The sequence below is a fragment of the Bradyrhizobium sp. MOS002 genome (assembly GCF_003020115.1).
GTDB lineage: Bacteria > Pseudomonadota > Alphaproteobacteria > Rhizobiales > Xanthobacteraceae > Bradyrhizobium.
In genome coordinates, this window is the sequence record NZ_PYFX01000025.1 from 1 (window position 1) to 21,464 (window position 21,464).

The 21,464-nt window shown below is 60.9% G+C and carries 24 protein-coding genes and 6 pseudogenes; 18 read left to right on the forward strand and 12 right to left on the reverse strand.

Annotated elements, in window-relative coordinates; translation table 11 throughout:
- Both C7G41_RS33780 and C7G41_RS33785 read right to left on the reverse strand, forming a co-directional pair.
- Nucleotides 1-268 (reverse strand): annotated as a pseudogene (locus C7G41_RS33780) (DNA topoisomerase IB); the annotation flags it as partial.
- Between the two features lie 211 nt (nt 269-479).
- Nucleotides 480-727, reverse strand: a pseudogene (locus C7G41_RS33785) (transposase); the annotation flags it as partial.
- A gap of 340 nt (nt 728-1,067) precedes the next feature.
- On the opposite strand from C7G41_RS33785, the gene C7G41_RS33790 reads away from it, so the two are divergent.
- The 3 genes from C7G41_RS33790 to sdhD are packed head-to-tail and all read left to right on the forward strand — an operon-like array spanning nt 1,068 to nt 2,718.
- Complete coding sequence (locus tag C7G41_RS33790; protein WP_106946585.1) at nt 1,068-1,907, forward strand: succinate dehydrogenase iron-sulfur subunit; 840 nt, start codon at nt 1,068-1,070, stop codon at nt 1,905-1,907.
- A complete protein-coding gene (gene sdhC / locus C7G41_RS33795) occupies nt 1,904-2,335 on the forward strand; it encodes a succinate dehydrogenase, cytochrome b556 subunit (protein WP_106946586.1) in 432 nt (143 codons plus the stop codon). The genes C7G41_RS33790 and sdhC overlap by 4 nt, the downstream gene beginning before the upstream one ends.
- Complete coding sequence (gene sdhD, locus C7G41_RS33800; protein ID WP_106946587.1) at nt 2,332-2,718, forward strand: succinate dehydrogenase, hydrophobic membrane anchor protein; 387 nt, start codon at nt 2,332-2,334, stop codon at nt 2,716-2,718. The genes sdhC and sdhD overlap by 4 nt, the downstream gene beginning before the upstream one ends.
- A 16-nt stretch (nt 2,719-2,734) precedes the next feature.
- Here the strand turns inward: sdhD and C7G41_RS33805 are convergent, their stop codons facing one another.
- Nucleotides 2,735-3,220 (reverse strand): DUF488 domain-containing protein, encoded by a 486-nt coding sequence (locus tag C7G41_RS33805; RefSeq protein WP_245446840.1) that lies wholly within the window; start codon nt 3,218-3,220, stop codon nt 2,735-2,737.
- Between the two features lie 287 nt (nt 3,221-3,507).
- Between C7G41_RS33805 and C7G41_RS33810 the strand changes: the two are divergent.
- From C7G41_RS33810 to C7G41_RS33820, 3 genes and pseudogenes are all read left to right on the forward strand, one after another.
- A pseudogene (locus tag C7G41_RS33810) lies at nt 3,508-3,722 on the forward strand (DUF2945 domain-containing protein).
- A gap of 390 nt (nt 3,723-4,112) precedes the next feature.
- The gene (locus C7G41_RS33815; protein ID WP_245446842.1) at nt 4,113-5,501 is read left to right on the forward strand and encodes a molybdopterin-dependent oxidoreductase; all 1,389 of its coding nucleotides are present in this window, start codon (nt 4,113-4,115) and stop codon (nt 5,499-5,501) included.
- A gap of 147 nt (nt 5,502-5,648) precedes the next feature.
- Nucleotides 5,649-5,924, forward strand: coding sequence for a hypothetical protein (locus C7G41_RS33820; RefSeq protein WP_199198754.1), 276 nt, complete (start codon nt 5,649-5,651; stop codon nt 5,922-5,924).
- 474 nt (nt 5,925-6,398) lie between these two features.
- Here the strand turns inward: C7G41_RS33820 and C7G41_RS33825 are convergent, their stop codons facing one another.
- Nucleotides 6,399-6,608, reverse strand: a complete 210-nt coding sequence (locus tag C7G41_RS33825) for a hypothetical protein (protein ID WP_106946590.1) — start codon at nt 6,606-6,608, stop codon at nt 6,399-6,401.
- A 378-nt stretch (nt 6,609-6,986) separates the two neighbouring features.
- Nucleotides 6,987-7,142, reverse strand: coding sequence for a hypothetical protein (locus C7G41_RS38045; protein WP_199198755.1), 156 nt, complete (start codon nt 7,140-7,142; stop codon nt 6,987-6,989).
- A 346-nt stretch (nt 7,143-7,488) separates the two neighbouring features.
- On the opposite strand from C7G41_RS38045, the gene C7G41_RS33835 reads away from it, so the two are divergent.
- From C7G41_RS33835 to C7G41_RS33855, 5 genes and pseudogenes are all read left to right on the forward strand, one after another.
- Nucleotides 7,489-9,459, forward strand: a complete 1,971-nt coding sequence (locus C7G41_RS33835) for a methyl-accepting chemotaxis protein (protein ID WP_106946592.1) — start codon at nt 7,489-7,491, stop codon at nt 9,457-9,459.
- Nucleotides 9,460-9,680: 221 nt separating this feature from the next.
- The gene (locus C7G41_RS33840) at nt 9,681-10,064 is read left to right on the forward strand and encodes a response regulator (RefSeq protein WP_106946593.1); all 384 of its coding nucleotides are present in this window, start codon (nt 9,681-9,683) and stop codon (nt 10,062-10,064) included.
- A gap of 150 nt (nt 10,065-10,214) precedes the next feature.
- Nucleotides 10,215-10,487, forward strand: a pseudogene (locus tag C7G41_RS33845) (Ku protein); the annotation flags it as partial.
- A 371-nt stretch (nt 10,488-10,858) separates the two neighbouring features.
- Complete coding sequence (locus C7G41_RS33850) at nt 10,859-11,086, forward strand: hypothetical protein (protein ID WP_106946628.1); 228 nt, start codon at nt 10,859-10,861, stop codon at nt 11,084-11,086.
- 95 nt (nt 11,087-11,181) lie between these two features.
- Nucleotides 11,182-12,108, forward strand: a complete 927-nt coding sequence (locus C7G41_RS33855) for a L,D-transpeptidase family protein (RefSeq protein WP_106946594.1) — start codon at nt 11,182-11,184, stop codon at nt 12,106-12,108.
- A gap of 83 nt (nt 12,109-12,191) precedes the next feature.
- Here the strand turns inward: C7G41_RS33855 and C7G41_RS38505 are convergent.
- Nucleotides 12,192-12,419, reverse strand: a pseudogene (locus tag C7G41_RS38505) (hypothetical protein).
- Between the two features lie 270 nt (nt 12,420-12,689).
- On the opposite strand from C7G41_RS38505, the gene C7G41_RS33865 reads away from it, so the two are divergent.
- Entirely contained in the window at nt 12,690-13,097 is a 408-nt protein-coding gene (locus C7G41_RS33865; RefSeq protein ID WP_199198756.1) for a hypothetical protein, read from the forward strand.
- A 203-nt stretch (nt 13,098-13,300) separates the two neighbouring features.
- On the opposite strand, the gene C7G41_RS33870 is transcribed toward C7G41_RS33865, so the two are convergent.
- Nucleotides 13,301-13,834: a cytochrome b gene (locus C7G41_RS33870; protein ID WP_106946595.1), complete on the reverse strand. Its 534-nt coding sequence runs from the start codon at nt 13,832-13,834 to the stop codon at nt 13,301-13,303.
- Nucleotides 13,835-14,086: 252 nt separating this feature from the next.
- Between C7G41_RS33870 and C7G41_RS33875 the strand changes: the two genes are divergently transcribed.
- Nucleotides 14,087-14,449, forward strand: a complete 363-nt coding sequence (locus C7G41_RS33875) for a hypothetical protein (protein WP_106946596.1) — start codon at nt 14,087-14,089, stop codon at nt 14,447-14,449.
- A gap of 82 nt (nt 14,450-14,531) precedes the next feature.
- Here C7G41_RS33875 and C7G41_RS33880 read toward each other — a convergent pair whose 3' ends face one another.
- Entirely contained in the window at nt 14,532-15,254 is a 723-nt protein-coding gene (locus C7G41_RS33880; RefSeq protein ID WP_106946597.1) for a hypothetical protein, read from the reverse strand.
- Nucleotides 15,255-15,592: 338 nt separating this feature from the next.
- Nucleotides 15,593-15,820, reverse strand: a pseudogene (locus C7G41_RS33885) (hypothetical protein).
- 393 nt (nt 15,821-16,213) lie between these two features.
- Between C7G41_RS33885 and C7G41_RS33895 the strand changes: the two are divergent.
- From C7G41_RS33895 to C7G41_RS38050, 4 genes are all read left to right on the forward strand, one after another.
- Nucleotides 16,214-17,143 carry a Ku protein gene (locus C7G41_RS33895; RefSeq protein ID WP_106946598.1) on the forward strand — a complete coding sequence of 310 codons (930 nt, stop codon included), beginning with the start codon at nt 16,214-16,216 and terminating at the stop codon, nt 17,141-17,143.
- Nucleotides 17,144-17,170: 27 nt separating this feature from the next.
- The gene (locus tag C7G41_RS33900) at nt 17,171-17,416 is read left to right on the forward strand and encodes a hypothetical protein (protein ID WP_106946599.1); all 246 of its coding nucleotides are present in this window, start codon (nt 17,171-17,173) and stop codon (nt 17,414-17,416) included.
- Between the two features lie 59 nt (nt 17,417-17,475).
- Nucleotides 17,476-17,610, forward strand: a complete 135-nt coding sequence (locus C7G41_RS38895; RefSeq protein WP_306768081.1) for a hypothetical protein — start codon at nt 17,476-17,478, stop codon at nt 17,608-17,610.
- Nucleotides 17,611-17,706: 96 nt separating this feature from the next.
- Nucleotides 17,707-17,871 carry a hypothetical protein gene (locus C7G41_RS38050; protein ID WP_199198757.1) on the forward strand — a complete coding sequence of 55 codons (165 nt, stop codon included), beginning with the start codon at nt 17,707-17,709 and terminating at the stop codon, nt 17,869-17,871.
- On the opposite strand, the gene C7G41_RS33905 is transcribed toward C7G41_RS38050, so the two are convergent.
- Nucleotides 17,868-18,125 carry a hypothetical protein gene (locus C7G41_RS33905; protein WP_106946600.1) on the reverse strand — a complete coding sequence of 86 codons (258 nt, stop codon included), beginning with the start codon at nt 18,123-18,125 and terminating at the stop codon, nt 17,868-17,870. The genes C7G41_RS38050 and C7G41_RS33905 overlap by 4 nt on opposite strands.
- Before the next feature lie 282 nt (nt 18,126-18,407).
- Here C7G41_RS33905 and C7G41_RS33910 point away from each other — a divergent pair, with 282 nt between their 5' ends.
- On the forward strand, nt 18,408-19,739 hold the full coding sequence (locus tag C7G41_RS33910) for a recombinase family protein (protein ID WP_306768082.1): 1,332 nt from the start codon (nt 18,408-18,410) through the stop codon (nt 19,737-19,739).
- A 426-nt stretch (nt 19,740-20,165) separates the two neighbouring features.
- Here C7G41_RS33910 and C7G41_RS33920 read toward each other — a convergent pair whose 3' ends face one another.
- Both C7G41_RS33920 and C7G41_RS33925 read right to left on the reverse strand, forming a co-directional pair.
- Complete coding sequence (locus C7G41_RS33920; RefSeq protein ID WP_106946603.1) at nt 20,166-20,702, reverse strand: hypothetical protein; 537 nt, start codon at nt 20,700-20,702, stop codon at nt 20,166-20,168.
- Nucleotides 20,699-21,430, reverse strand: a complete 732-nt coding sequence (locus tag C7G41_RS33925; RefSeq protein ID WP_106946630.1) for an SOS response-associated peptidase — start codon at nt 21,428-21,430, stop codon at nt 20,699-20,701. Before C7G41_RS33925 ends, C7G41_RS33920 begins: the two co-directional genes overlap by 4 nt.
- Nucleotides 21,431-21,464 lie beyond the last annotated feature (34 nt).

Below are 21,464 nucleotides of genomic sequence, written 5' to 3' on the forward strand. Positions count from 1 at the left end.
TTGCCTGGATGTGGCCGTTCGACGACGGGCAGATCCACACGGACTCGTAGGCCGGCGGGATGCCGATTGATTTGATGCGTCGGATGACGGCGGCATCGGTGATGCGCTTGCCGTCCTTGTCGTAAAAGCTGAAAGTAATTCCAGTCCGCTTGCGGGTGTACCCAGGCGCGGAGTCGCTGACATAGCGGAGGCCTTCTTCCGCGATGGTGGCCGCGACCTCGGCGGTGCGGTCCAGGACCTCTTCTTCGTTGCTGGTTTGTCGGAGCATGGGCCGGTCCCCTCGGAAGCACCCTGGGATCGAGGCTCCACTCTTTCTAGAGGGATGAAGACGCCGGTTGGTTCCGCTTGGAGGTCGGTGGACGTGAGGTGTGGATCAGTGGCCCTCCAGAATAGCGGACCTCAGATGGAGAGCCGGTCCGGTTCTTTCGACAAGGCGCTGCGCAGTCGATAAGGGCGGGACGATTTGATTCAGACAATCGCCACGTAGCGCCCAGTGCATCCATGATACGGTCCCAAATGCCGGCCTGCCGCCACCGAACGAAGCGATTATAGCAAGTGGTGCGAGGACCATAGGTTTCTGGCAGATCGCGCCAGGGAGCACCTGAGCGTAAAACCCAAAAGATGCTGTTCAGGACGCGCCGATCGTCAACACGGGGGATACCACGCGGTTTGTTTGGAAGGAACGACCTGATGGCAGTCCATCAAAGTCAGTCAGTTCATACCGCATGATTCTAGGCTCCGGATTGGGCACTTGAATCACGTCCAAACGGACGCCTTCAACCGGTAAATTTGGACATCCCGCCTTTTCGAGATTAACTGCTAACCGGATGCCGCCGATGTGCAAAAATCGACGCGATTGATCCGCAACAGACTCGGCCGAGTTCGGCGTCATAGGCAAAGTTGAGGGATCCGCCCGACTAACCACCCAGTTCTCCCGGCGACAATCACCGGTTTATCTCGATAAGGGTGGACCGGAACCTATTCGAGCATGGAACCAAGGACGCGGCAGTTGAAAGGTGTACTGTGCTCTACGCAGGCGCGACCTAGTGCGAAAGGCAAGATCCACAATGATCATCGAATCCTCGGATCGAGTATCTCGCCTGTCCTGGTTCAAGCGGTTTCCCATTCCGCGAAACTTCAAGGTCACGCCGGAATCGCGGATCGAGAAGGGGCGGACATGGCCGGCGCCCGCCTATGCGAAGCGAGTTAAGGCGTTCGAGATCTATCGCTACGATCCCGACTCCGGCGGCAATCCCCATCTCGACACGTTTCATGTTGACGTCGACGACTGCGGACCGATGGTTCTTGATGCATTGTTCTGGATCAAGAACAAGGTGGATTCGACGTTAGCCTTCCGCCGTTCGTGCCGCGAGGGTGTCTGCGGTTCTTGCGCTATGAACATGGATGGCACCAACTGGCTGGCTTGCACGCGGTTCATTTCCGACATGGGAACGAACGCAACAATCTATCCGCTCGCCAACTTGCGGATTATCAAGGACCTCGTTCCCGACCTAACGCACATCTTCGCACAATATGCAGCGATCGAGCCTTGGCTTCATTCCAAGACGCCGGAGCCCGAGAAGGAGCGGCTGCAATCCCCCGAGGACCGCAGCCAGCTCGACGGTTACTACGAGTGCATCCTTTGCTTCTGCTGCACCTCTGGATGCCCGAGCCACTGGTGGAACGGCAATCGCTTCCTGGGACCTGCGGCACTCCTGCAGGCATGGCGTTGGCTGACGGATAGCCGCGACGAGGCGAAGGGAAAACGGCTCGATGCGCTCGAAGACCCATTCCGGCTTTATCGGTGCCATACCATTCTTAATTGCACCCGGACCTGCCCCAAAGGATTGAATCCTGGCAAGGCCATCGCTGAGATCAAGAAGGCGATCGTCGAGCGTGAGAAATGATCAAGAACGGGACCACAGATGGCAATTCGACGCCGGCGCGTCCACGCCCGCTTTCGCCCAATATCCAGATCTATCGGCCGCAACTCACATCGGTGTTGTCGATCGCTAACCGCATCACTGGGTTAATTCTGAGCCTCGGCGCCGTGGGCCTAGTGATCTGGCTAAGCGCTGCGGCGGCTGGTCCCCAGGCCTATGGCGTCGTTCAGAGCGTGATAGGATCCTGGGCCGGTCAGGTCGCGCTGTTCGGCTGCACCTTCGCCTTCTTCTTGCATTTGTGCGGTGGCATCCGTCATCTCGTCTGGGACACCGTCCACGGCTTCGAGCTTCGGTCGATCTACATTTCTGGATGGACGGTCGTAGTGTCCAGCGTAGCGCTCACTGTGATCGCATGGGTGATCAGCCTGCTGATTGCGGGATGGCCCCAATGAATCGCCGTTCGTTCCGCTCGCCGCTGGCTCGCGCCCTTGGGCTCGGTTCGGCCAAAAGTGGCGCTCAGCACTGGTGGGCGCAGCGCGTCTCGGCGATTGCGCTCGTGCCTCTGTGCCTATGGTTCGTCGTGTCAATTGTCACTCATGCCGGGAGCGATTATGCGGTCTTCGCCGCCTGGATCAGGACACCGCTTGCTGCGAGCTGCATGATCCTCTTGCTGGTCGCGCTATTTCATCATTCGGCGCTTGGTCTGCAGGTGGTGATTGAGGACTATGTCCATTCGGGTGTCAGGTTCGTGGTAATAATTCTGGTTCGCTTCGGCTGCTACGGACTCACCGTGATCGGGATCGTCGCCACTCTGCTCATCGCCTTCAGCGGCTAAACCCGCAGCCCTTGCCTCATTCCGTTTGGGTATCTTGAGCGGGATAGACCACCGTCCTATCGTTGCGAACAAAGGCGCCGGGTGTGAAGCTCGCCACATCGACATGCGATTTCCCGAGAATGTGTATCACTTGCTCGCCTGCGGCCAGAAGGTAGTCGGCGATGATCCGGCGGTGGCACCGCCACCACACGGCTTCGGCGCACATGACCGCGCATCGGTGCCGACCGCCCCGTTCCCGCAGCCGCGCCAGGCCGGCCGCGAAGGGCGCCGTCAGGGCATAATCTGCGTAGTTTTGAAAACTTTGCACCCGCCAATAAGAATTGGGCGAAGGCCCGGCGCCGCGTGACTTTCCGCGGCGACCGCCGAGCTCGGCGATATGCTCGTAGCCGATCTGCCAGGGCTCCAGGGTCGCATGGAGTGTTTCCCGATTGAACTGAGGGTTGGTCCGCGACCGGGGGATCGACCTTACGTCGATAACGAAGTCGGCGCCAGATTCCCGCAAGAGATCGGCAAACTCGACGATCGTCCTGGTTGAGTGCCCTATGGTGAAAAAGCTGTTCGTGGCGTCGCTCCAAGCGGCAAAGGCGTGGTGAGACAGCCCGCCTCACTGTTGATCCTAAGCGTCTGATGCCCGAAACAGAAGCGCACGTTGGATTAGTCGAAAGATATCGCGCTTTTAAGGAACTGACGGGAAGTGCACCGGTTGGTGCCTTTGCCGCCAAAGTAAATATGCGTTCAACGCGAGAATTACCTCTTGGCAGTTCTTTTGCGGCATCGGATCGAACGACCGTGCCGAAGACCTTCAATATCCATGATCGCGTGAGTTGGAACTCCGAGGCGGGGCGCGTCAGCTGCATCATCACCCGCGTGCATACTCGCGAGTTGAAGGTCAAAGGCTATACCCTCATGCGAGCGCAGACGATCCGCAATACGAGATCAAGAGCAGCAAGACGAACCACATCGCCTTTCACAAGGGTGCCGCGCTCACCAAGCTGGACGATTGACGTCTCCATTGTCAGGCGCGCTCGATGACAGGCAACGATCGACCCGTGCCTGCGCGTCCGCCATCTTCGCTGGCTGAGCCACTTCGTGCCAAGCTTAGCGATGCCGACGATCGCATCCACCTCAATCATTGGATGCCTCCGCAAAACGGGATCGCGCCCCGGATCCGCATTGGGCGGCGCTGGATCAACACGCTGTGGGGCCTGCCGATTGCCGCCGCGGCGCTGCTCTGCCTGGTCGCCCTGGCTCAGAGCCTCCGCGAACTTGCCGGCGTGGAGGCCTTTATCCGACAGCATCCCGGCATTGCGCAGGCCGCGCCGTCGGTTGATTCGGGATTCCCATGGTGGCTGCAGCTTCAGCACTTCCTGAACATGTTTTTCATGCTGTTCATCATGCGCGCTGGCCTGCAAATTTTGGCCGACCATCCCCGGCTCTATTCGGGCCGTGATTGCACGCCGGGGACCGACTGGTTCCGCTTTCAAGTCGCGGTGCCAAAAGGGCGTGTCTGGACCGCCAAGGACGATTCCGTGACTCTGCCCACATGGCTCGGCATTCCGGGCCTGCGCCACACCCTCGGGCTGTCGCGCTGGTGGCATTTCTCGGTCAACTTGCTGTGGCTGATCAACGGCGTTGCGTTTTATGCGCTGCTGTTTTCAACCGATCAATGGCGCAGGCTCGTGCCGTTGACCTGGGAGGTCTTCCCGGCCGCGCTGTCCACGGCGATCCAGTATGCGTCGCTGAACTTTCCGGTCGATCATAGCTGGACCCGCTACAACGGCCTCCAGCAGCTCAGCTATTTCATCACGGTGTTCGTCGCAGCGCCGGTTTCGATCGTGACTGGTTTGATGCAGAGCCCCGCGATCTCCAACGCGCTGGGATGGTTCGGCAGGCTGTTCAACCGGCAGGCGATGCGGTCGGTTCACTTCATCTCCTTTGCCTGGTTCGTGGGCTTCATCCTCGCACATGGCATCATGGTGTTCGTCACCGGCATCAGGCAGAACACCAACCACATGTTCGGCGGAGTGGATAACGCCTCCTGGACAGGTTTTCCGCTGTTCGTGCTGGCAATGGCAATCCTGATGATCGCATGGCTGCTGGCTTCGCCCTTCACCATCCGGCATGCCCGTCTGGTCCAACGTGTCGGCGCGTTCATGATCGGCTGGATCATGGAATTAGCCGAAAGCTGGGATGCACGCTCCCAGCTCACGAAGCAGGATATCTCGCCCTATTTCTGGCCCAACGGCACGATGCCGAACTCAAAGGAGTTTGATGATCTCGTCGCGGGGGAGTTCGCCGGCTACAGGCTGCGGATCGGCGGGCTGGTGGAGGCGCCGCAGGAATTGTCTCTCGCCGACCTCAAGGCCATGCCGAAACAGGAGCAGATCACGACGCATTTCTGCATCCAGGGCTGGTCGGGTGTCGCCGAATGGGGCGGCGTTGCCATGCGCGACATCCTCGCTCTGGTGAAGCCGACGCCCGAGGCTCGCTACGCTGTGTTCTATTCGCTGGCCGACGGCGCCGACGGCGGGCGCTATTATGACGTCCACAAGATTGAGAACATGCGCCACGCGCTGACGATCCTCGCCTACGAGATGAACGGCGCGCCCGTCAGCGTACTGCATGGCGCTCCGTTGCGGCTGCGATGCGAGAATGAGTTGGGTTTCAAGATGGTCAAGTGGATCGAAGCGGTCGAATTCGTGCCTGACTTCGCCGATCTCGGCGCAGGCCAGGGCGGTTATAACGAGGACCACGAGTTCTACGGTTATCGCATGCCGATCTGATCGCCCCCCGGGATGACGAGTTCATGGCGACATAAAGGAGCTACGCATGGCCCGAGAAAACCCCGATACCTTCAGTGACTGGAGCCAGCGTCAACGTGCTCTGTCCAGATGGGACAACGAAGGAGGCGCCGGCCCGGAGGGCCCGCCATGGATTCGTCGTGGTCCCATACCGATCCAATTGCAGTCCCCGATCTGACCAACGCCGAACTCGTGACGCTGCGTATTCGTGTCATCGCGTTGGAGAATCTGATGATTTCCCTGCTTGCGACAGCATCGGATGACCAACTCCGATTGGCTCGTGAAATGGCAGGCCACATCTCTCCACGGCCCGGCTTTACCCAGCATCCTCTGACGATCCATGCGGCCTCTCACATGGCCGATCTCGTCCAGCGCGCCAATCATTTTCGAGACTCTGGGTCTTGATTGATGCGCCGCTATTCGCGCCAGGCCAACTCGTTCGATAGATGTCTGTTGTTAAGGCACGAGTGAACTCAGCGCGACCAGCCAATCGGTTGCAGAGGGACCACTAGGAAGGAAAGCAGACATGGAGCGGAGAGTCCATTTCGAGGCAATTGGCGCTTTTCGGAACTGCCGTGATGTCCGACTACTTAAGTCCGAAATGTGCGTCAAAGCGGATCTCCGCCAATCGCTCTGGCTTTATGGGTTCACGTCCTAGGATATCGCGGGCCAACACAAGGCAATCAATCGAGCTTGGAGGAGCATTAAGTGTAAGCTGCAGTTTGGCTCCTTCTCTGGTAAGGCCCGCGACAGCTCCTCTTGCTGCGTGGATGGCCTTGTTCGACAGTTCGCGTATGCTGGCGCTCGAGGCGCCGAACAGCACCGGGGAGCGGCCGGTCTTCGTGCAGTGCGCCGCGGACAATCAGAATAGCCTCTGCGTCAAGTCTCGCCAGGTCCGGTGAAGATCGAAGCCGGCGGCGCGGTGCGCGAAACCGGCAGCGGCCGTTCGGAGACCTTTGATGGCGGGGTGCCGCCCTTGGAATCGTACCGCTTGGCTAAATCCAGCAGGCGGCGGCGCGTGAACGGATCCGCCGTCTCTGCCATACCACGGACCCGTTGTGCCAGACCTTGGTAGAACTCCTGCACCATCACGCGCTCCCCTCAACATCACTGCCGGGAGTTGATTAGTCTGCAATCGAGCTGTCAAGAAGTGCCTACGGACTGTGTTCGTCCCAGGCGGCACCCGGGTGTGGCGCCGGACGAAGAATCTTCGGAGGTATCTTGTTTTCGCGCGCCGGGCGGCAGTAGATTCCGTCCAAGCGGGGAAATCCAAATGGCGATGCTGTATGCGGCCCGGAAGACGTGCCCGGCGTGCGGGCGGCCGATGAAGCTCGCGCCCGAACAGACTCGTCCCGGACGGGAGCGCTACGTCTGCACGACCTGCGACGACGATCCGCTGCACGATCCCGCCGTCCGCAGGTGGACAGACAGCCCCCTGAGGCCGCCGGCTAAGTGACGGAGCCTCGCCTAGAACAGATCCGCCGCGATGTTCAGGCCGTAAGTCATGGCGGCCGCAAGCGACAGGAAAAGCCCGGCGCCGCAAAAAATCAGGATCGTTTTAAGATCCTCGCCCTCGACATGTATGCCCGTCGAACGTGAGAGCACTTTCGCCAGTGCGGCCATCGTGGGTCTCCTCCGAGAAAACGGCAGCATAGCCGGCAAGGGTCCAGCCGAGTGTGAACCAGCTCTCAGGTTTCCCAGCGTCTGCGTCTATACTTCGAAGCTCCACCCCATTTCGGTGTTCGAGCTGACGCGGCTTCTTAGAAACCCGGCCGGCGCAACGCATGGAGCAGTGCGTGTCTTGACGAGACTTGCACGCTCGGCTTGCCGAATTCTGTAGTGTTTCCCGTATTTTACCGGCTTCGCAACAGGCTGCGGTTAACGTTGCCTAAAATTCCCGATGGTAGGATTGCTCAATTAAGCGGCACCAGTTGGTCTGTCGCGGCCTGTGACTCAGGGGAAACGTTCGATGGGCACCTTCTCACTTCGTCTAACTCACAAGATCATGGCTATCGGCGTACTTGGATTGCTCGGGTTGCTCGCCGTCGGCGCAATCTACCAGATCGGGACAGCCTCACAGGATCGCTCACGACTGCTCGCCGACGAAGGCCGCGCCATCGCCAACCTCAACACGCGGCTTTCGATTTCCATGCTGGAAGCGCGCCGGGCCGAAAAGGATTTCCAGCTTCGCCGCGAACCTTCCTACTCCAGGCATCACGCTGAACTCGCTACTAAGATCAGCGGCGATTTCGAACGGCTCAAAATACTGCTTCGTACCGGTGGTTACGGCGCAATGCTCGAGAAGATCGAGGCGGCCCAGCGTGGCTTCGCCGCCTACGCGAAGGATTTTAAGGAGCTCGCAGAGGCGGAAAGCCGGCTTGGACTAAATGAGACCCAAGGATTGTCCGGCTCGTTGCGCACAGCCGTTCACAATATCGAAGCGAAACTGAAGGAGATCGACGAGCCGAGACTGACAAGCGCCATGCTAATGATGCGGCGGCATGAAAAGGATTTTATGTTGCGCCGCGACCCGAAATACGTGAGGGAGTTGAAAGAGACGGAGGGCGAACTCGTTAAGGCCATGGAGCGCGCCCAGATAGCGCCTTCGCTCAGGGCTGAAATCACCGAGAAGCTGCAGAAGTACCAGGCAGACTTCGCGGCCTGGGCAGAGGGTGCACAGGAGATCGCGCGTCACGGCACGGCCATGTCGAAGAGCTTTCATGAGATCGAGCCGGTTATCGCGGAGGTGGAGCAAAATGTAGATCGCCTCTCCGCAACAGCCGAGGCCAGCGAACAAAAAACTCGTAGTTCGGTGGGGACCTGGATGCTAGTCGCCTTCGCCCTGGCAGTCCTCGCCGTCTCTGGAGTGTCATTCATTATCGGCAGATCCGTCTCTCGCGCATTGGTCTCGATTGCTTCCGCCATGAGCCGACTCGCCGGCGGGGATCTTAAAACTGCGATCCCCGGGCTTGCTCGCAAGGACGAGATCGGTGAGATGGCCGGCTCTGTCGAGGTCTTCAAGAACAGCATGCTCGATGCGGAACGCTTGCGAGCAGAGCAGCTGGAGCTCGAACAGCGTCAGGTGCAGCAGCGAAAGGCCGATATGCACCGGTTGGCGGGCGAGTTCGAGGCTGCCGTTGGCGAGATTGTCGAGACGGTCTCATCTGCTTCGACCGAACTAGAAGCATCAGCCGGCACCCTGACCTCGACGGCTGAGCACGCTCAGCAACTAGCAACAACTGTCGCTTCCGCCTCCGAGGAAGCCTCAACGAACGTGCAGTCGGTCGCTTCGGCCACTGAAGAGTTGTCCTCCTCAGTGACTGAGATCAGCCGGCAAGTGCAGGCTTCTGCTCGCATGGCCTCCCAAGCCGTGGACCAAGCCAGGACGACAACTGAAAAGGTCGGTGCCTTGTCGAAAGCAGCAGCGAGGATTGGGGACGTCGTCGAATTGATCAACACCATCGCCGGTCAGACCAATCTGTTGGCTCTCAACGCAACAATCGAAGCCGCTCGAGCGGGCGAAGCCGGTCGAGGGTTTGCCGTGGTGGCATCCGAGGTCAAAGCGCTGGCGGAGCAAACCGCCAAGGCCACCGGTGAGATCGGGCAGCAGATATCCAGCATTCAAGCCGCCACCCAGGACTCGGTGCAAGCCATTAACGAGATCTCCGGCACGATTGAGCAGCTGTCGGAAGTGTCTTCCACCATCGCAGCGGCCGTGGAGGAGCAGGGCGCAGCGACGCAGGAGATCTCGCGCAACATTCAGCAAGCTGCACAAGGTACAGAGCTGGTCTCGTCGAACATCAGCAACGTCCAGCGCGGCGCAACGGAAACGGGGTCGGCGTCGACGCAGGTGCTTTCATTCGCCCAGTCGCTATCCACGGAAAGCAACAGGCTTAAGCGAGAGGTAGACCGATTTCTCCTTACAGTGCGGGCAGCCTAAAGTTCGCTGCGCTCGCGTCAACGCGCGTTCGCGGGCTCACCGCCTGACCCGAGCAGACGAATACCGGCAAATCCGCCTTTGACGAGCAGGCAGGCTTAACAGTGCCCGATCTTACAATACTCAACGCGGAGCTTGTTCGTTGCAGGGCAGAGCTCGAATCAGTCCAAGAGTGCGCCGGTGGATAGTCCATTTCGGGCTCGTTGTCCGCAAAGGAGCCGTGAGTGACCGATCCGGTTCGCATTCTGGTGGCCGAGGATGAAGTCTCGATCCAGCAAATCGTCGAGGAGGCTCTCGCGGACGGCGGATTCGAGGCGGACATCGCGCCATCCGGTGGAGAGGCGCTTTCCCGCTTCCGAGACGACCGCTCCGGATATCGCGCCTTGCTCACCGATATCGGCATCGGCGCCGGACTGAATGGCTGGGTCCTTGCTCGGCGGATCCGCGAGATCGATCCGGACTTTCCGATCATCTACATGACGGGCGGACACTCCGCCGAATGGAAGTCGCAAGGCGTGCCGAACAGCATCCTAGTCGAAAAGCCGTTCGCGCAGGCGCAACTGGTAACGGCGGTCTCGCATCTAAATGCGGCCTCGACGTCGGTCTGACGGGGCGGGCGCGCCGCCGACTTCAGAGCAGCGTGACGACCGCAACGACGATTGCCAAGCCTGCTGCTGTCACGCACCAGCACGACACCTCAAGGACTCGCATAACGCGCCCCATTCGAACCGTCCTGCCCGGCGAGGAGCTTCCTTCGTTTGTCGCTCGTCACCTGCCCGTGGCGCTGTACCCGCCACCTCCGAGTCCGAGAAGATCAGCTTCAACCACCTGAACCGGGCGACTGGTCACCGGATCAAGTACCTGAAGGTCGACGCGGTCGCCGGTCCGTCGCCTTCGTGGATGAGGTCGCGATCTTTGCTCTTCTTGAGGAGGTCCCGAACGAGGACATCGTGAAGGGATACAAGGTCGACACCAATACCTTCATCGAGGTCACCAAGGAGGAGCTCGAGAACGTCGCCCTGGAATCCACCGTCGGGGACGAGGAAGCAAACGACCTCCGGCAGTCCGTGGACGAATTGGCGGAGCGGCTCCGGAAGGCGACGTTGGAAGCGCCGCTACGCTCGCTGTTGGCGGCCTTCGTATTGGGAGTCTGGTTCGCTCGGCGGCGTTAAGATCAACGTCGTGGCCGCCGGCAGTCTCCATGCCACGAAAGCTGGGACTTACTGGACATCGCTTGGCATCTACGACCTCGCCATCGCGGCCCCTGGATCAAGGCGGCGCTGGAGACGTGGGGCGCCGGCACGACCGCCTGGCCCGGAATGAGTGGCCGGAATTATCCGGTCGGAACGGAACTTGTCCGCGACGCGTTGACCAGGCAGAGATCCAGATTCGGAGAATGCAGATGAAATGTATCATGTCGGTGGCCTTGGTGGCCGCGATCTCGTTCGCCTTGGCACCCGCCGCCAACGCCAAGGGCTGCATCAAAGGGGCCATCGTCGGTGGCGTCGCTGGTCACATGGCCGGACACGGCAAGCTTGGCGCCGCCGCGGGTTGCGTGATTGGTCACCACGAAGCGAACAAGGCCGACGCCAGCAAGGCAAACGCTCAGGCGCCTGCGGATCGAAAGTGATGGGCTTGCGTCTTCGCGCGCTGGGTAGGAGCGCGGCTTTCGGAGGTATCTTTACTTGCCTAGCGCTGGCGACGAGCTCCGCATTCGGCAAGGAAATGAAGTCTGCGGCGATCGACACCGCGGAGCCATCGAAGAAAACGCTCTCGGGCGAGAAGCCGACCCCGGCGGGGGTCAGGCTGCAGGTTCTGCTAGATCGGGCGCATTTCTCCCCCGGCGAGGTTGATGGCAGGTTCGGAGAGAATGCGAAGAAGGCCCTACGCGCCTATGAGGAGGCGCAGCAATTGCCGTCCTCGGACGACGTCGGTCCTGAGGTTTGGGGGAAGCTCGCGGCGGACGGTCGTCCCGTGACGATGAACTACACCATCGCGGACAAGGACGTCGCGGGACCGTTCCTCAAGAAGCTTCCCGCGAAGATGGAGGACATGAAGGACATCCCGAAGCTGTCCTACGCCAGCCCGCGCGAAGGTTTGGCCGAGAAGTTTCATATGAGCGAGGACCTGTTGTCCGCCTTGAATCCAGGGCGCAACCTCGACCGGGCCGGAGAATCGATCGTCGTGATCGACACCGGCGCCGAGCAGGGCTCCGAGAAGGCGGCCAAGGTCGTAGTCGACAAGTCTCGCCAGACGGTGAAACTGTTCGACAAGTCGAACGCCCTGATTGGATTCTATCCCGCGACGATCGGCAGTGAGGAGAAGCCATCTCCCTCGGGCACATTGAAGGTGACGGAGATCGATCGCAATCCGATCTACCGCTACAACCCGACCTACCACTTCAAAGGCGTCCATTCGCGCAAACCGTTCGTCATCAAGCCGGGCCCGAACAATCCGGTCGGTTCGATGTGGATCAATCTCTCGGCAGATGGCTACGGCATCCACGGCACGCCGTTTCCGGGAAAGGTGTCCAAGTCGGAATCGCACGGGTGTGTCCGTCTCACGAACTGGGACGCCGAGCGCGTCGCGGAACGGCTTTCCAAGGGCACGCCGGTAGAATTCGTCGATGAAGCGGATCGGGACCGCCGATAAAGAAGACGACGCGGGGCACATCGCAATTTGGATAGCCAAGCGTGTTGCGGCGGCACAAATTACGTCCGCTCCCGGGCTCAGCTTTAGGGCGTGCATTCGGGGCAGGTGTCGCCGATCGAATCCAGCACTTCGCGGACCGCGGCCACCGCCTGATCCGGAGAAAATCCGGTCGGGGGGCCTGCCTGGCGATAGCCAACGCGCGCTCTCGCGCATGCGGGTCGGCACGGTCCTTCGCCCAGCCGTGCTCCTCGCATTCGTGGATGGGCCGGCTCCTGCAGCACCTGGATCGCCCAGCCTCGCTGGGTCCGGATCGCCCTCGGTCTTTACTTCGTCATCAGCATCAATATCGCTCCTGCCGAGACGAATCCTTGGGGCCGCTGGCTCGTTCGCGGGCGGTTAGCACGGTCAGGGATTCCGGAATGCAGAGGCTCCGGCTTGTCCACCTGTTTTGCGGCCTCCGCACTTCCCCCGCTCAGGACTGCCAACTTCCGGCGCCATTTTCTTGCCGCGGATGCATACAATTTGTTGGCGGCATCCTACTGGCCGCCAAGGTTTTACATACCGCAGGGAAGGATTCGTGAATGAAAGATGTTCGGGCGCTCAAGCTGGCCCGTTGGCTTTTTGCAGCTGCTGGCGTTTACGGCGTCGCTGTCCTATTGCCCCTCTACTTCCTCGAGGCAAACATCGCCGTCGATACGGGGGTCTTGGCCCATCCGGAATACTTCTATGGCTTCGTGGGAACGGCTCTCGCCGCACAAGGTATCTTTTTCATGATAGCGTATGATCCGCTACGCTTTCGACCGGCGATGCTGTTCGCCGTTTTGGAAAAGCTGGCGTTCGCAGTCCCGGTCTTTGCGCTATTTGGATCAGGTCGTGTTCTTGGCTCTGTGGTGCCGTTCGGCGCCATCGACTTCTTCTGGGCGATCGTATTCGCGTCTTTGTGGCTCCTAACCGCCAAAGCTGCTTTGGACGCTCGATCTGCCTCATAGATGCAATTGGATGCTCCTGCAGGGCGGGCAACGGTTGCCGAGCACCCTGATGTAGGCGGCGACAGTCCAAGTGGCGTCGTTGCAAAAAGGCCCTCCGCTCCGGCAATTTCGCCGGCAAGATACAAAGGGAAAAAACGGCAGTTTGTTCCTACTCCGGAACGTTGGCCACGACGTTTCGGCTCCTTCTCTGCAGTCCGCTCCACTTACCCCGGAAGCATCCGCTGCATCACGCGATCGCGGTAAACGAAGATGTGCGCCAACGCGGCAGCCAGGTGGATCCCTATCAGAGCCAGCAACGACCACTCCGCCGCTTGGTGTAGCCCGTCAATAGCCTTTCCGGCGGCGGCGTTGTCGGACGCGAGCATTGGCAGCGGAACGACATAGAAAAACTTCAGGGACCAGCCCCGGTAGGATGCGAATAGCCAGCCGGTGAGGGTCGTCGCCAGCACTGAAATGTAGAGCATCCAGTGCACCACCTCCGAGCTCAGGCGCTGCCACGGGACAAGCGAGCTTTCCGGCGCAACCGGATGCGTCAATCGCCAGACGAAACGCAAAACGATCAGCGCAAGGATTACGATTCCGATAGAGGCGTGGAAGGTCATCGGAGCACCGGGTGTCTGGCCGCGGTGGATGTCCGGCATAAGCCAGCCGATCGGATACTGCACGGCCAGCAGACCTACGATCGTCCAGTGCAGGATTTTTGCGGTCGTCCCGTAGCGCAAGCGAAGGGTCTTCATGCTAGGGTCACTCCGGTCCGTTTAGCTGTGCAAACAACGCCCGCGGTCCGGTGCCGTTTCTTGAGTGCCACCCCGGGCAGCAGGCGCGAGCGGATGACCTCCTGAGCGGTTAGCCACGGTCCAGATGCGGCGGCAGCCCCGGCGCGTCAGTTCCTAAGTCCGGACGGCGATGCCGGCCTCACGGGAACATTAGGCAAGATCGGGCGTTGCGGAGTGCCGGCGGTAGGTCCGGCGACACCGTGGAGAGTGAGTATGGACAAGAAGATCGCGGGACTGCTGGGCGCAGTGGCAGCGCTTGGATCATTCGGTGCCGCCGATGCCGCGCCTTCGCCCGCCCCGGCCGATGTCTTGCACGCGAACTCCTATGCGGACTTGTTGGCGCCGATCCCGAATGCCGGAGCTCTCCTGCAGGCAGTCGATGAATCGGCCTTCGTGAGGGCTGGCGACAACGTTCAGCTCGCTCAGTTCTACCACCATCATCACCACCATCACCATCACAGCTTCTATCGTCGCTATCGCGACTACGACGCGCCGGTCGTGGTGGTGCCTCGGTATCGGCGATATTATCGCCACCATCATCACCACCATCACAGCTTCTATCGACGCGACTATTGAGTTCGCGCGATCGGATGCGGTGAGCGGACGCAAGCGGCCTCGTTCGCTTGCCGTCCCTCGCACGTTGTCGAACTAGAAGAGTCTAACCGGCGCGGCCTTTTTCCTTCGCTGCGCGGTGCAGGTGACGGTAGGTGCCGTCGAACACCGTATCCGTCGACGAGGTCCATTCGGTGCCGGCGGCGAGCTTCGGACGGCTGTTATAGATCCGGCGGGCCTGCAGTTCACGTTCGGCAGCTTCCTCTTCGCCCATCGGCTCGATTTCGAATGACGCTTCTTCTGGAATTACGATGATCTGGGCAAATGGCTCGTTCGGCCTGAAAATATGGAGGCCGCCCTCTGGCGGCGCCTTGAAAACGCAGAAGAATAGCATCGGCCACCAGTTGCGGATCAGCGCAGGAACGGCGATCGGCACGGTGTCGGTGCGGTCGGTGTAGAACCGCGGGTGAGGTTCGGTACGGATCGCCATGCCCTTCTCGACCTTGAGGTCGAGAAGGATCTGGTAGGTATAGAAATTGTCGCCGAAGTTCCTGAAGGGCGGCCACGCCGCGCCACCGGCCGGCGGCTCGCCCCACTCGGCTTCCAGGGTCAATTGGCCGTTCATGGTGCGGACGTGGAGTTCGAAATCGTAGGGAAAGAATAGTTCGATCCCGTATTGCGCACCCTCGGAAAACGGCACGCAGTGCCACACCTGCTCGCGCGAGCCGTTCGCGCGAGGCTCGCGCTTTCCGGCCCATCCGGGAATCTCCAGCTTGGTGCGCCGTGGCGCCAGCCGCGGTTCGTTCAAGCGGTATTTCACCTTGTCCATTTGGTCGTCCATTTGGTCCACCTTCAGCGCTGCACGACTCCGAACGGCGGGGGCGGCCGTGGGTTCCCGGGCCTCCTCTTGGGCGGAAGAGGAAGGCGTCCGGATTCGGCGGACGAAACGCCCCGTGGCTGTGGAAGTCAGCGCCTCGTCAAGAACAACGTCACCTCCGTGGGTTTAACTGCGGTGTAGGGAAGGTTGTGATGCGGGCGGCTGGTCATGGCGTGGTGGCGGGTTGCTGCTGATCAACTAACCGACGTCGTCACTCGCATCAGCTTATTCCTTGGCGGCAAGTAGGTCTCCATCGGGTCCAGAGAACGACGAGGTCAGCAGGCGCGCGCTCAGAGCGCGTTGAGATCGTCCGGCCACCTCGCCGAACTTCCGGATCCGCTCGACGGATACCCCGGTCCGCGAGAACGCGATGGCGCCGGCATGTCCCGGCTTGCGGGAGAGCGCCTCCGCCCGCATCACCGCGCGTTGGCGCTCAGGCATTCCGTCGCCTCGCCGGCGGCCATGCCGTCGTCGGAGAAAACGAACGGCAGAGCTACATAGTAGGTCACTTTAGACATCTGCCTCATCCTTGCGTTCGCGCGCCTCTGGGAGCCGCCCCCGGGCGTAGCCTCTCGACACCTTCGTCCGGAACTCGTCGGCCTCGGCCTCGAAAAAGTCGACGGCGACGAGCAGTGCCCTGACCGCCTCCCGGGCGTCTCCGCCGCAGGCTGCGATGGCTTGGTCGGCGGCGGCCTCCAGGTCGAAGGCGGCCGGTCTAGAGGGCTCGGCGTAGCGGTCATCGAATTATGTTCTTGTGTTGTTCGATAGAGTCAAGCGTCGGCTCTCTGTGTCGCTGGCGCCCGCTGCGGGGGGCAGGCTTGAGTTCCGTGGACGGCCCGTGGCGGTGTCGGAACCGCGCCGCCCCGTTCGTCTTGAGTCCGTGTCCCCGTATCCTGGAGCGCTGCGTACCCATGGCCCCCCGCGCGAACTGGAAAGGCTTCCTTCGTCTGTCCCTCGTCACCTGCCCGGTGGCGCTCTACCCGGCGACCTCGGAGAGCGAGAAGATCTCGTTCAACCAGCTCAACCGGCAGACCGGCCACCGCATCAAGTATCTCAAGGTCGACGCCGACACGGGTGACGAGGTGCCCAACGAGGACATCGTCAAGGGCTACAAGGTCGATACCGACACATTCATCGAGGTGACCAAAGAGGAGCTCGAGAACGTCGCTCTGGAATCCACCAGGACGATCGAGATCGACGAGTTCGTCGACCGCAGCGACATCGATCCGCGGTACCTGATCCGACCCTACTACCTGCGCCCGGACGGGAAAGTCGGCCACGACGCCTTTGCGGTGATCCGCGACACCATCCGGGAGATGGAGAAGGTCGCGATCGGGCGCCTGGTGCTGACCAACCGCGAGCACATCATCGCGATGGAGCCGCTGGACAAGGGGCTGATGGGCACCCTGCTGCGGTACCCGTATGAAGTGCGGGACCCAAAGGAATATTTCGACGACATCCAGGACGTCAAAGTCACCAAAGATATGCTCGATCTGGCCCGGCATATCGTCGAGCAGAAGGCCGGTAACTTCGAGCCCGACAAGTTCGAGGACCAGTATGAAACGGCCTTGGTCGATCTCATCAACCAGAAGCGGGCCGGCAAACCGATTACGCCGAAGGAGCGCCCGCGCGGCGAGAACGTCGTCGACCTGATGGACGCGCTTCGCAAGAGTGTCGGCGGCGCAGCGACGGAGAGCAAGGCTTCGAAGAAGCCCGCCAAGAAAGCCAAGAAGGCGGCGACCGGTCAGAAGGAGATGCTGATGCCGATCGCCGGCAAGAAGCCGGCCAAGGAGACCGCAGCGAAGAAGCCCGCGTCAGGGGCTCGGCGAAGGTCGGCCTAGAGGGTCCTACGAACACCGGGAGGAATCATGAAGCTCCGAATGTTTCTGGCTATCCTCTGCTTGATTGCGACCTTGCCGTACCGCGCCACCGCCCAACAAGATCGGTCCCCGGATAGCACCGTTTCCGATTTCCAAAAGGACTTTGCGGCGGCCTATAACCGCGGCGATGTGGACGCGATGGCGGGGGCATTCACCGAGAGCGCCATCCGGGTGACTCGAGCGGCATTTTCGAGGGCCGGACCGCTATCCGACGAGGATTCTCAGATGCCCTGAAAATTGGCCTGCACGACTACTCCGTCAGACGCGTCCACTCGCGTTCGGAGGGCCCTTTCGTGTTCAACGTGGGGGAGTGGCAGGCCAAGGTCGGTGATCAGCCGTTGCACGGCTACTACACTGCGATCCTCGTCAGTGAAGGCGGCCAAACGAAGATCATGGAGGAGACGGTGACGATCGCGTCGCCAAGGTAGGGCCCCGCCGCGCGGTCCCCTCTCGCTGACGCCCCGGATTTCTACGGGAGATCACTTCACCGGATCGTTTACGATCTGCGGCTACATTTCCCTGCGATGGACGGCGACTACGATCCTCAGCGCGAGGCGGAAGCGGCGATGAAGCTTGCCGTGGCCGTCCACGGGCCGGAGCGGCAACGCCTGATCCGGTTTGCGATGGCTTGGCAGGAGCTCGCCCGTATGCGGCCATCCTCCAGCCGGCCAAAGGAAAAGGCCGCCTAGTCGCATTCGGGGCAGGTATCGCCTATGCCGTCCAACACTACTGCGAGTGCGTTCAGTGCTGACTGCGGCGAAATATCGGGCGGCGGATCGTGCCTGGCGATATCGAAAGCCCGTTCCCGCGCGTGCGGATCGGCGCAATCCTTCGCCCAGCCGTGCTCCTCGCATTCGCGTATTGCGCCCGCCTCCTGCAGCACGGAGATGGCCCAGCCGCGCAGCGTCCGGGTCGCCGGCCGTCTTTCCTTGGTCATCAGCATCGAGCTTGCTCCTGCACGGACGAATCCTCTCGCCCGTCTTCTCGTTCCGGGCGGTTAGCACGCAGCAGGGATTCGCAATCGGCAGGGCTGAGGTTTGTCCCCGTGTTCCGCGGCGCTGTGCACAACGCCACCTTCCGGCAACGGCATGAGGCGCGCCCCAGGCTCTGCAGGGTGTTCAGCGTTGCTATCCCGACCGCGGAAGGTGTAATTGCACTCGCGGGTACCTCTGAAGTGGCAGGAGGGGTGCATGGGTAACTGGCTCGTTGTTCCCAAGGGACAAGCTTGGCGAGGCGGACCCGAGCGCGCCGTGCTGCGCAGTACGTTCGAATGTCGAGGGAGCTCCAGCGCTACTCGATCACGAACCAGATGGCGGCTATTGCAACCTATGCCGAGGCGAACACGCTCACGATCGTCCGCACGTATCGCGATGAAGGCCGCAGCGGCCTCCGGATCAAGGGACGTCCTGGTCTCATCGAACTGATCGAAGATGTGCAATCGGGCCGAGCCGACTTCGACCACATCCTCGTCTACGACGTCAGTCGCTGGGGCCGGTTCCAGGATGTCGACGAGAGTGCCTACTACGAATTCCTGTGCAAAAGGAGCGGCGTCCACGTCGAATACTGCGCGGAGATCTTCAAGAACGACGGCACCTTTGTTTCCGGGATCGCGAAAAGCCTGAAGCGCGGCATGGCCGCCGAGTGGAGCCGGGAGCTGTCCGTCAAGGTGCACGCCGGACACTGCCGGGTCGCAAGCCTTGGATATCGCGTTGGCGCTCCCGTAGGCTACGGCCTTCGACGCTTGATGGTCGACGAAAGCGAGCATCCGAAGGCCCTTCTCGCAAAGGGGCAATTCAAGGCTCTGCAATCGGATCGCGTTCGGTTGCAGCACGGCTCGGCCGAAGAGGCCGCTGTGATCCGGGAAATTTTCGATCAGTTCGTCAACTGGCGGCAATCCTACAGCGACATCAGTCGCCAACTGAACGACGCAGGCATCGCCAATCACAACGGTCGGCCCTGGACCGACGGCATGATTCCCACGATTCTCGGGAACGAGAACTACATCGGCAAGACCGTCTACAATCGCACCTCAAGACGCTTGGGCCAGAAGCTGGTCAAGAATCCGGATAGCGCTTGGGTCCGGGGCGCTGCGGCGATCGAGCCTATCGTTGACCAAAGCATCTTCGCTCGCGCCCAGAAGCTGCTGGCCGAGCGCCGCGTGGAGATTCCGGAAGAAGGGATGCTGTTGCGCCTTCGTCTCACGCTCCGCCGGCGCGGTAAACTCAACTCGCACATCATAAATAAGACTCTGGGTCTCAATCACGTCTCGTCGTACGTGAAGCACTTCGGTTCGCTGCGGAAAGCCTATGCGCTGATCGGATATGTGTCGCCGCGCGACTGCGATTGGATCGACACCAGACAGCTTTGGGTCTCCGAACAAGCGAAGCATGCCACCGAACTCGCGGAGGTGCTGCGGAACGACTTCGGCCTCCGGGCGGAACTCGTTGTGAACGGCATAGGCCTCGAAGTCGGAGGCGTGCGCGTGATTTCCTTTCTCGTCGCGCGACGACTGGCGCAGCGTGGCGAGGACCACGCGCCGCAGTGGAAGGCCTACTGAGGGCAAGTCTCATCGGGACTGCTCGCTGCAATGCGGCTGGATGCGGCGAATAAGAAAATCGAGGACTATGTGCTCTTGCCGTCCCCGCCGCAGGCCGGACGCTATGTTTGGATCTCATCCGAGTCCCTCCGCCGACAGCGCGGGGTCCGTTGCGCCGGGAGGGAGGAGTTGATCATAGCGATCATGGAGAAGTTGGCGAAATCCAACCATGTCGTCCCAACCAAGTCAGTGCCGCCGAACAAGCAAACGAAGCAAGGCCGGCCCAAAGCCAAGGGCTCCGGCGGGCGGCGCCTACGGTGCGAAGGTAAAGAATCGCTCCGATGAAAATGCCGTAGTTCTTTCGGAAGTCGCCGTTTAGCTTCGCGATCTTGGAAAGTTCCGAGGAGGTATCGACATCATTCGCCATCGGGCTGGCTCCTTCATCTGCTAGGCCAGCACCCTATGAACCACTGTTTTGTCCGACGGAGCAAGGAAAATTCGTGTTATCAGAATTTTTCTTGATGCGCCGCCTGAGCGGCTTTTCAACGGAATGATCTCCGGCGGGTCCAAGCCAGAGGGCCTCACGGGGAAGCAGGTTCGTTCGTCGGCTTCCCACGCTGGGGTCGAGTAGTCGAGCGCCACCATTCGGCCTTCGAGGCAACCCCAATCGGATGCCTTCGGCTCGAAGGGACAACTATCCTCTCCAGGTATGTAATCCCAAATATCGACGACATTCATGTACTCGTCCAAGCTGATCATTTCGGACAGCGGCTTCGCCGCCTTCATGATCTGCACGAAGCCATTTCGCGAGACCCAGAGAACCGGGCACAGTAACCCTCGCCGCGTGGCATTCACGCTTCGATAGAGCCTCGCCTCGTACAGATTGCTGGCCCGTCCCCGCGCGTTTCGCGCGAACTTGAAGGCAAGACCACCAACGACGATGACCGGTGACCGCATGCTGCCGGCTTTCGAGACGCTGATCATCCGGGCACGGTCTGGTTCGATGGATCTTCCTTCACGCCCCGTGCGACGATCTGCAGGGTCCCGTCCGAAAGGGGCCGCTGCAGCTTCAGCGCCTCGTCGGCCGGCGCGGTCATCCAGGTCTCTACCTCGTCGGACGTGGTCAGGATCACCGGCATCGCCTTGGGGTGGATGGCGCCGACCTCGGCGTTCGGCTCCGTCGTCAGGAAGGCGTAGAGATCGTTGGTGGTCTCGCCTTCCTTGACCTTTCTGACCGAGGTCCAGTTGGTCCAGATGCCGGCGAAGCAGGCGAGGGGCCGGGTCTCGTCGAGCGCTAACCAGATGTCGCCGCCCTCGGCCTTGTTGAACTCGCTGAACGAGTTGAACGGCACCACGCAGCGATTCTCGACGCCGAGCCATCGCGTCCAGTGCTTGGACTTCACGTTGCGGATGTTGGTGGTGCCGCCGTCCGGCTCCATTCGGAGCAATTCCTTGAAGTCGACGGTCTTGCCCTTGGCCTGCAGCTTCTCGGCACGCTTCTTCGTCGCATCCATCAAGGCTTTCGAAGACGACGGCATGCCCCAGCGGGCAAGCGCGAGCTCGCGGCCATCAACGCCATTGCGGACGATCGGGGCCTTATAGTCGGGAAAGACGCCCGGCATCGGCGCCAGATTGCCGACGTACCGGTTGACGACGCGGAACAGCGCGCTGATGGCGGCCTGGTTGGTGGTGATCGAATAGAGATTGCACATGTCCATGGTTCCGAAACGGGCAATGCGTTCAAGC

Bases quoted from the DNA above. Each gene is read 5' to 3' on its own strand.
- C7G41_RS38045 (WP_199198755.1), bottom strand. From the start codon at position 7,142: ATGGCCGCACTGGCGAAAGTGCTCTCACGTTCGACGGGCATACATGTC.
- C7G41_RS33850 (WP_106946628.1), top strand. From the start codon at position 10,859: ATGAAATGTATCATGTCGGTGGCCTTGGTGGCCGCGATCTCGTTCGCC.
- C7G41_RS33870 (WP_106946595.1), bottom strand. From the start codon at position 13,834: ATGAAGACCCTTCGCTTGCGCTACGGGACGACCGCAAAAATCCTGCAC.
- C7G41_RS33855 (WP_106946594.1), top strand. From the start codon at position 11,182: ATGAAGTCTGCGGCGATCGACACCGCGGAGCCATCGAAGAAAACGCTC.
- C7G41_RS33895 (WP_106946598.1), top strand. From the start codon at position 16,214: ATGGCCCCCCGCGCGAACTGGAAAGGCTTCCTTCGTCTGTCCCTCGTC.
- C7G41_RS33865 (WP_199198756.1), top strand. From the start codon at position 12,690: ATGAAAGATGTTCGGGCGCTCAAGCTGGCCCGTTGGCTTTTTGCAGCT.
- C7G41_RS33920 (WP_106946603.1), bottom strand. From the start codon at position 20,702: ATGATCAGCGTCTCGAAAGCCGGCAGCATGCGGTCACCGGTCATCGTC.
- C7G41_RS38050 (WP_199198757.1), top strand. From the start codon at position 17,707: ATGGACGGCGACTACGATCCTCAGCGCGAGGCGGAAGCGGCGATGAAG.
- sdhD (WP_106946587.1), top strand. From the start codon at position 2,332: ATGAATCGCCGTTCGTTCCGCTCGCCGCTGGCTCGCGCCCTTGGGCTC.
- C7G41_RS33875 (WP_106946596.1), top strand. From the start codon at position 14,087: ATGGACAAGAAGATCGCGGGACTGCTGGGCGCAGTGGCAGCGCTTGGA.
- C7G41_RS33905 (WP_106946600.1), bottom strand. From the start codon at position 18,125: ATGCTGATGACCAAGGAAAGACGGCCGGCGACCCGGACGCTGCGCGGC.
- C7G41_RS33820 (WP_199198754.1), top strand. From the start codon at position 5,649: ATGGATTCGTCGTGGTCCCATACCGATCCAATTGCAGTCCCCGATCTG.
- sdhC (WP_106946586.1), top strand. From the start codon at position 1,904: ATGATCAAGAACGGGACCACAGATGGCAATTCGACGCCGGCGCGTCCA.
- C7G41_RS33835 (WP_106946592.1), top strand. From the start codon at position 7,489: ATGGGCACCTTCTCACTTCGTCTAACTCACAAGATCATGGCTATCGGC.
- C7G41_RS33815 (WP_245446842.1), top strand. From the start codon at position 4,113: ATGCGCGCTGGCCTGCAAATTTTGGCCGACCATCCCCGGCTCTATTCG.
- C7G41_RS33900 (WP_106946599.1), top strand. From the start codon at position 17,171: ATGAAGCTCCGAATGTTTCTGGCTATCCTCTGCTTGATTGCGACCTTG.
- C7G41_RS33880 (WP_106946597.1), bottom strand. From the start codon at position 15,254: ATGGACAAGGTGAAATACCGCTTGAACGAACCGCGGCTGGCGCCACGG.
- C7G41_RS33925 (WP_106946630.1), bottom strand. From the start codon at position 21,430: ATGTGCAATCTCTATTCGATCACCACCAACCAGGCCGCCATCAGCGCG.
- C7G41_RS33790 (WP_106946585.1), top strand. From the start codon at position 1,068: ATGATCATCGAATCCTCGGATCGAGTATCTCGCCTGTCCTGGTTCAAG.
- C7G41_RS33825 (WP_106946590.1), bottom strand. From the start codon at position 6,608: ATGGTGCAGGAGTTCTACCAAGGTCTGGCACAACGGGTCCGTGGTATG.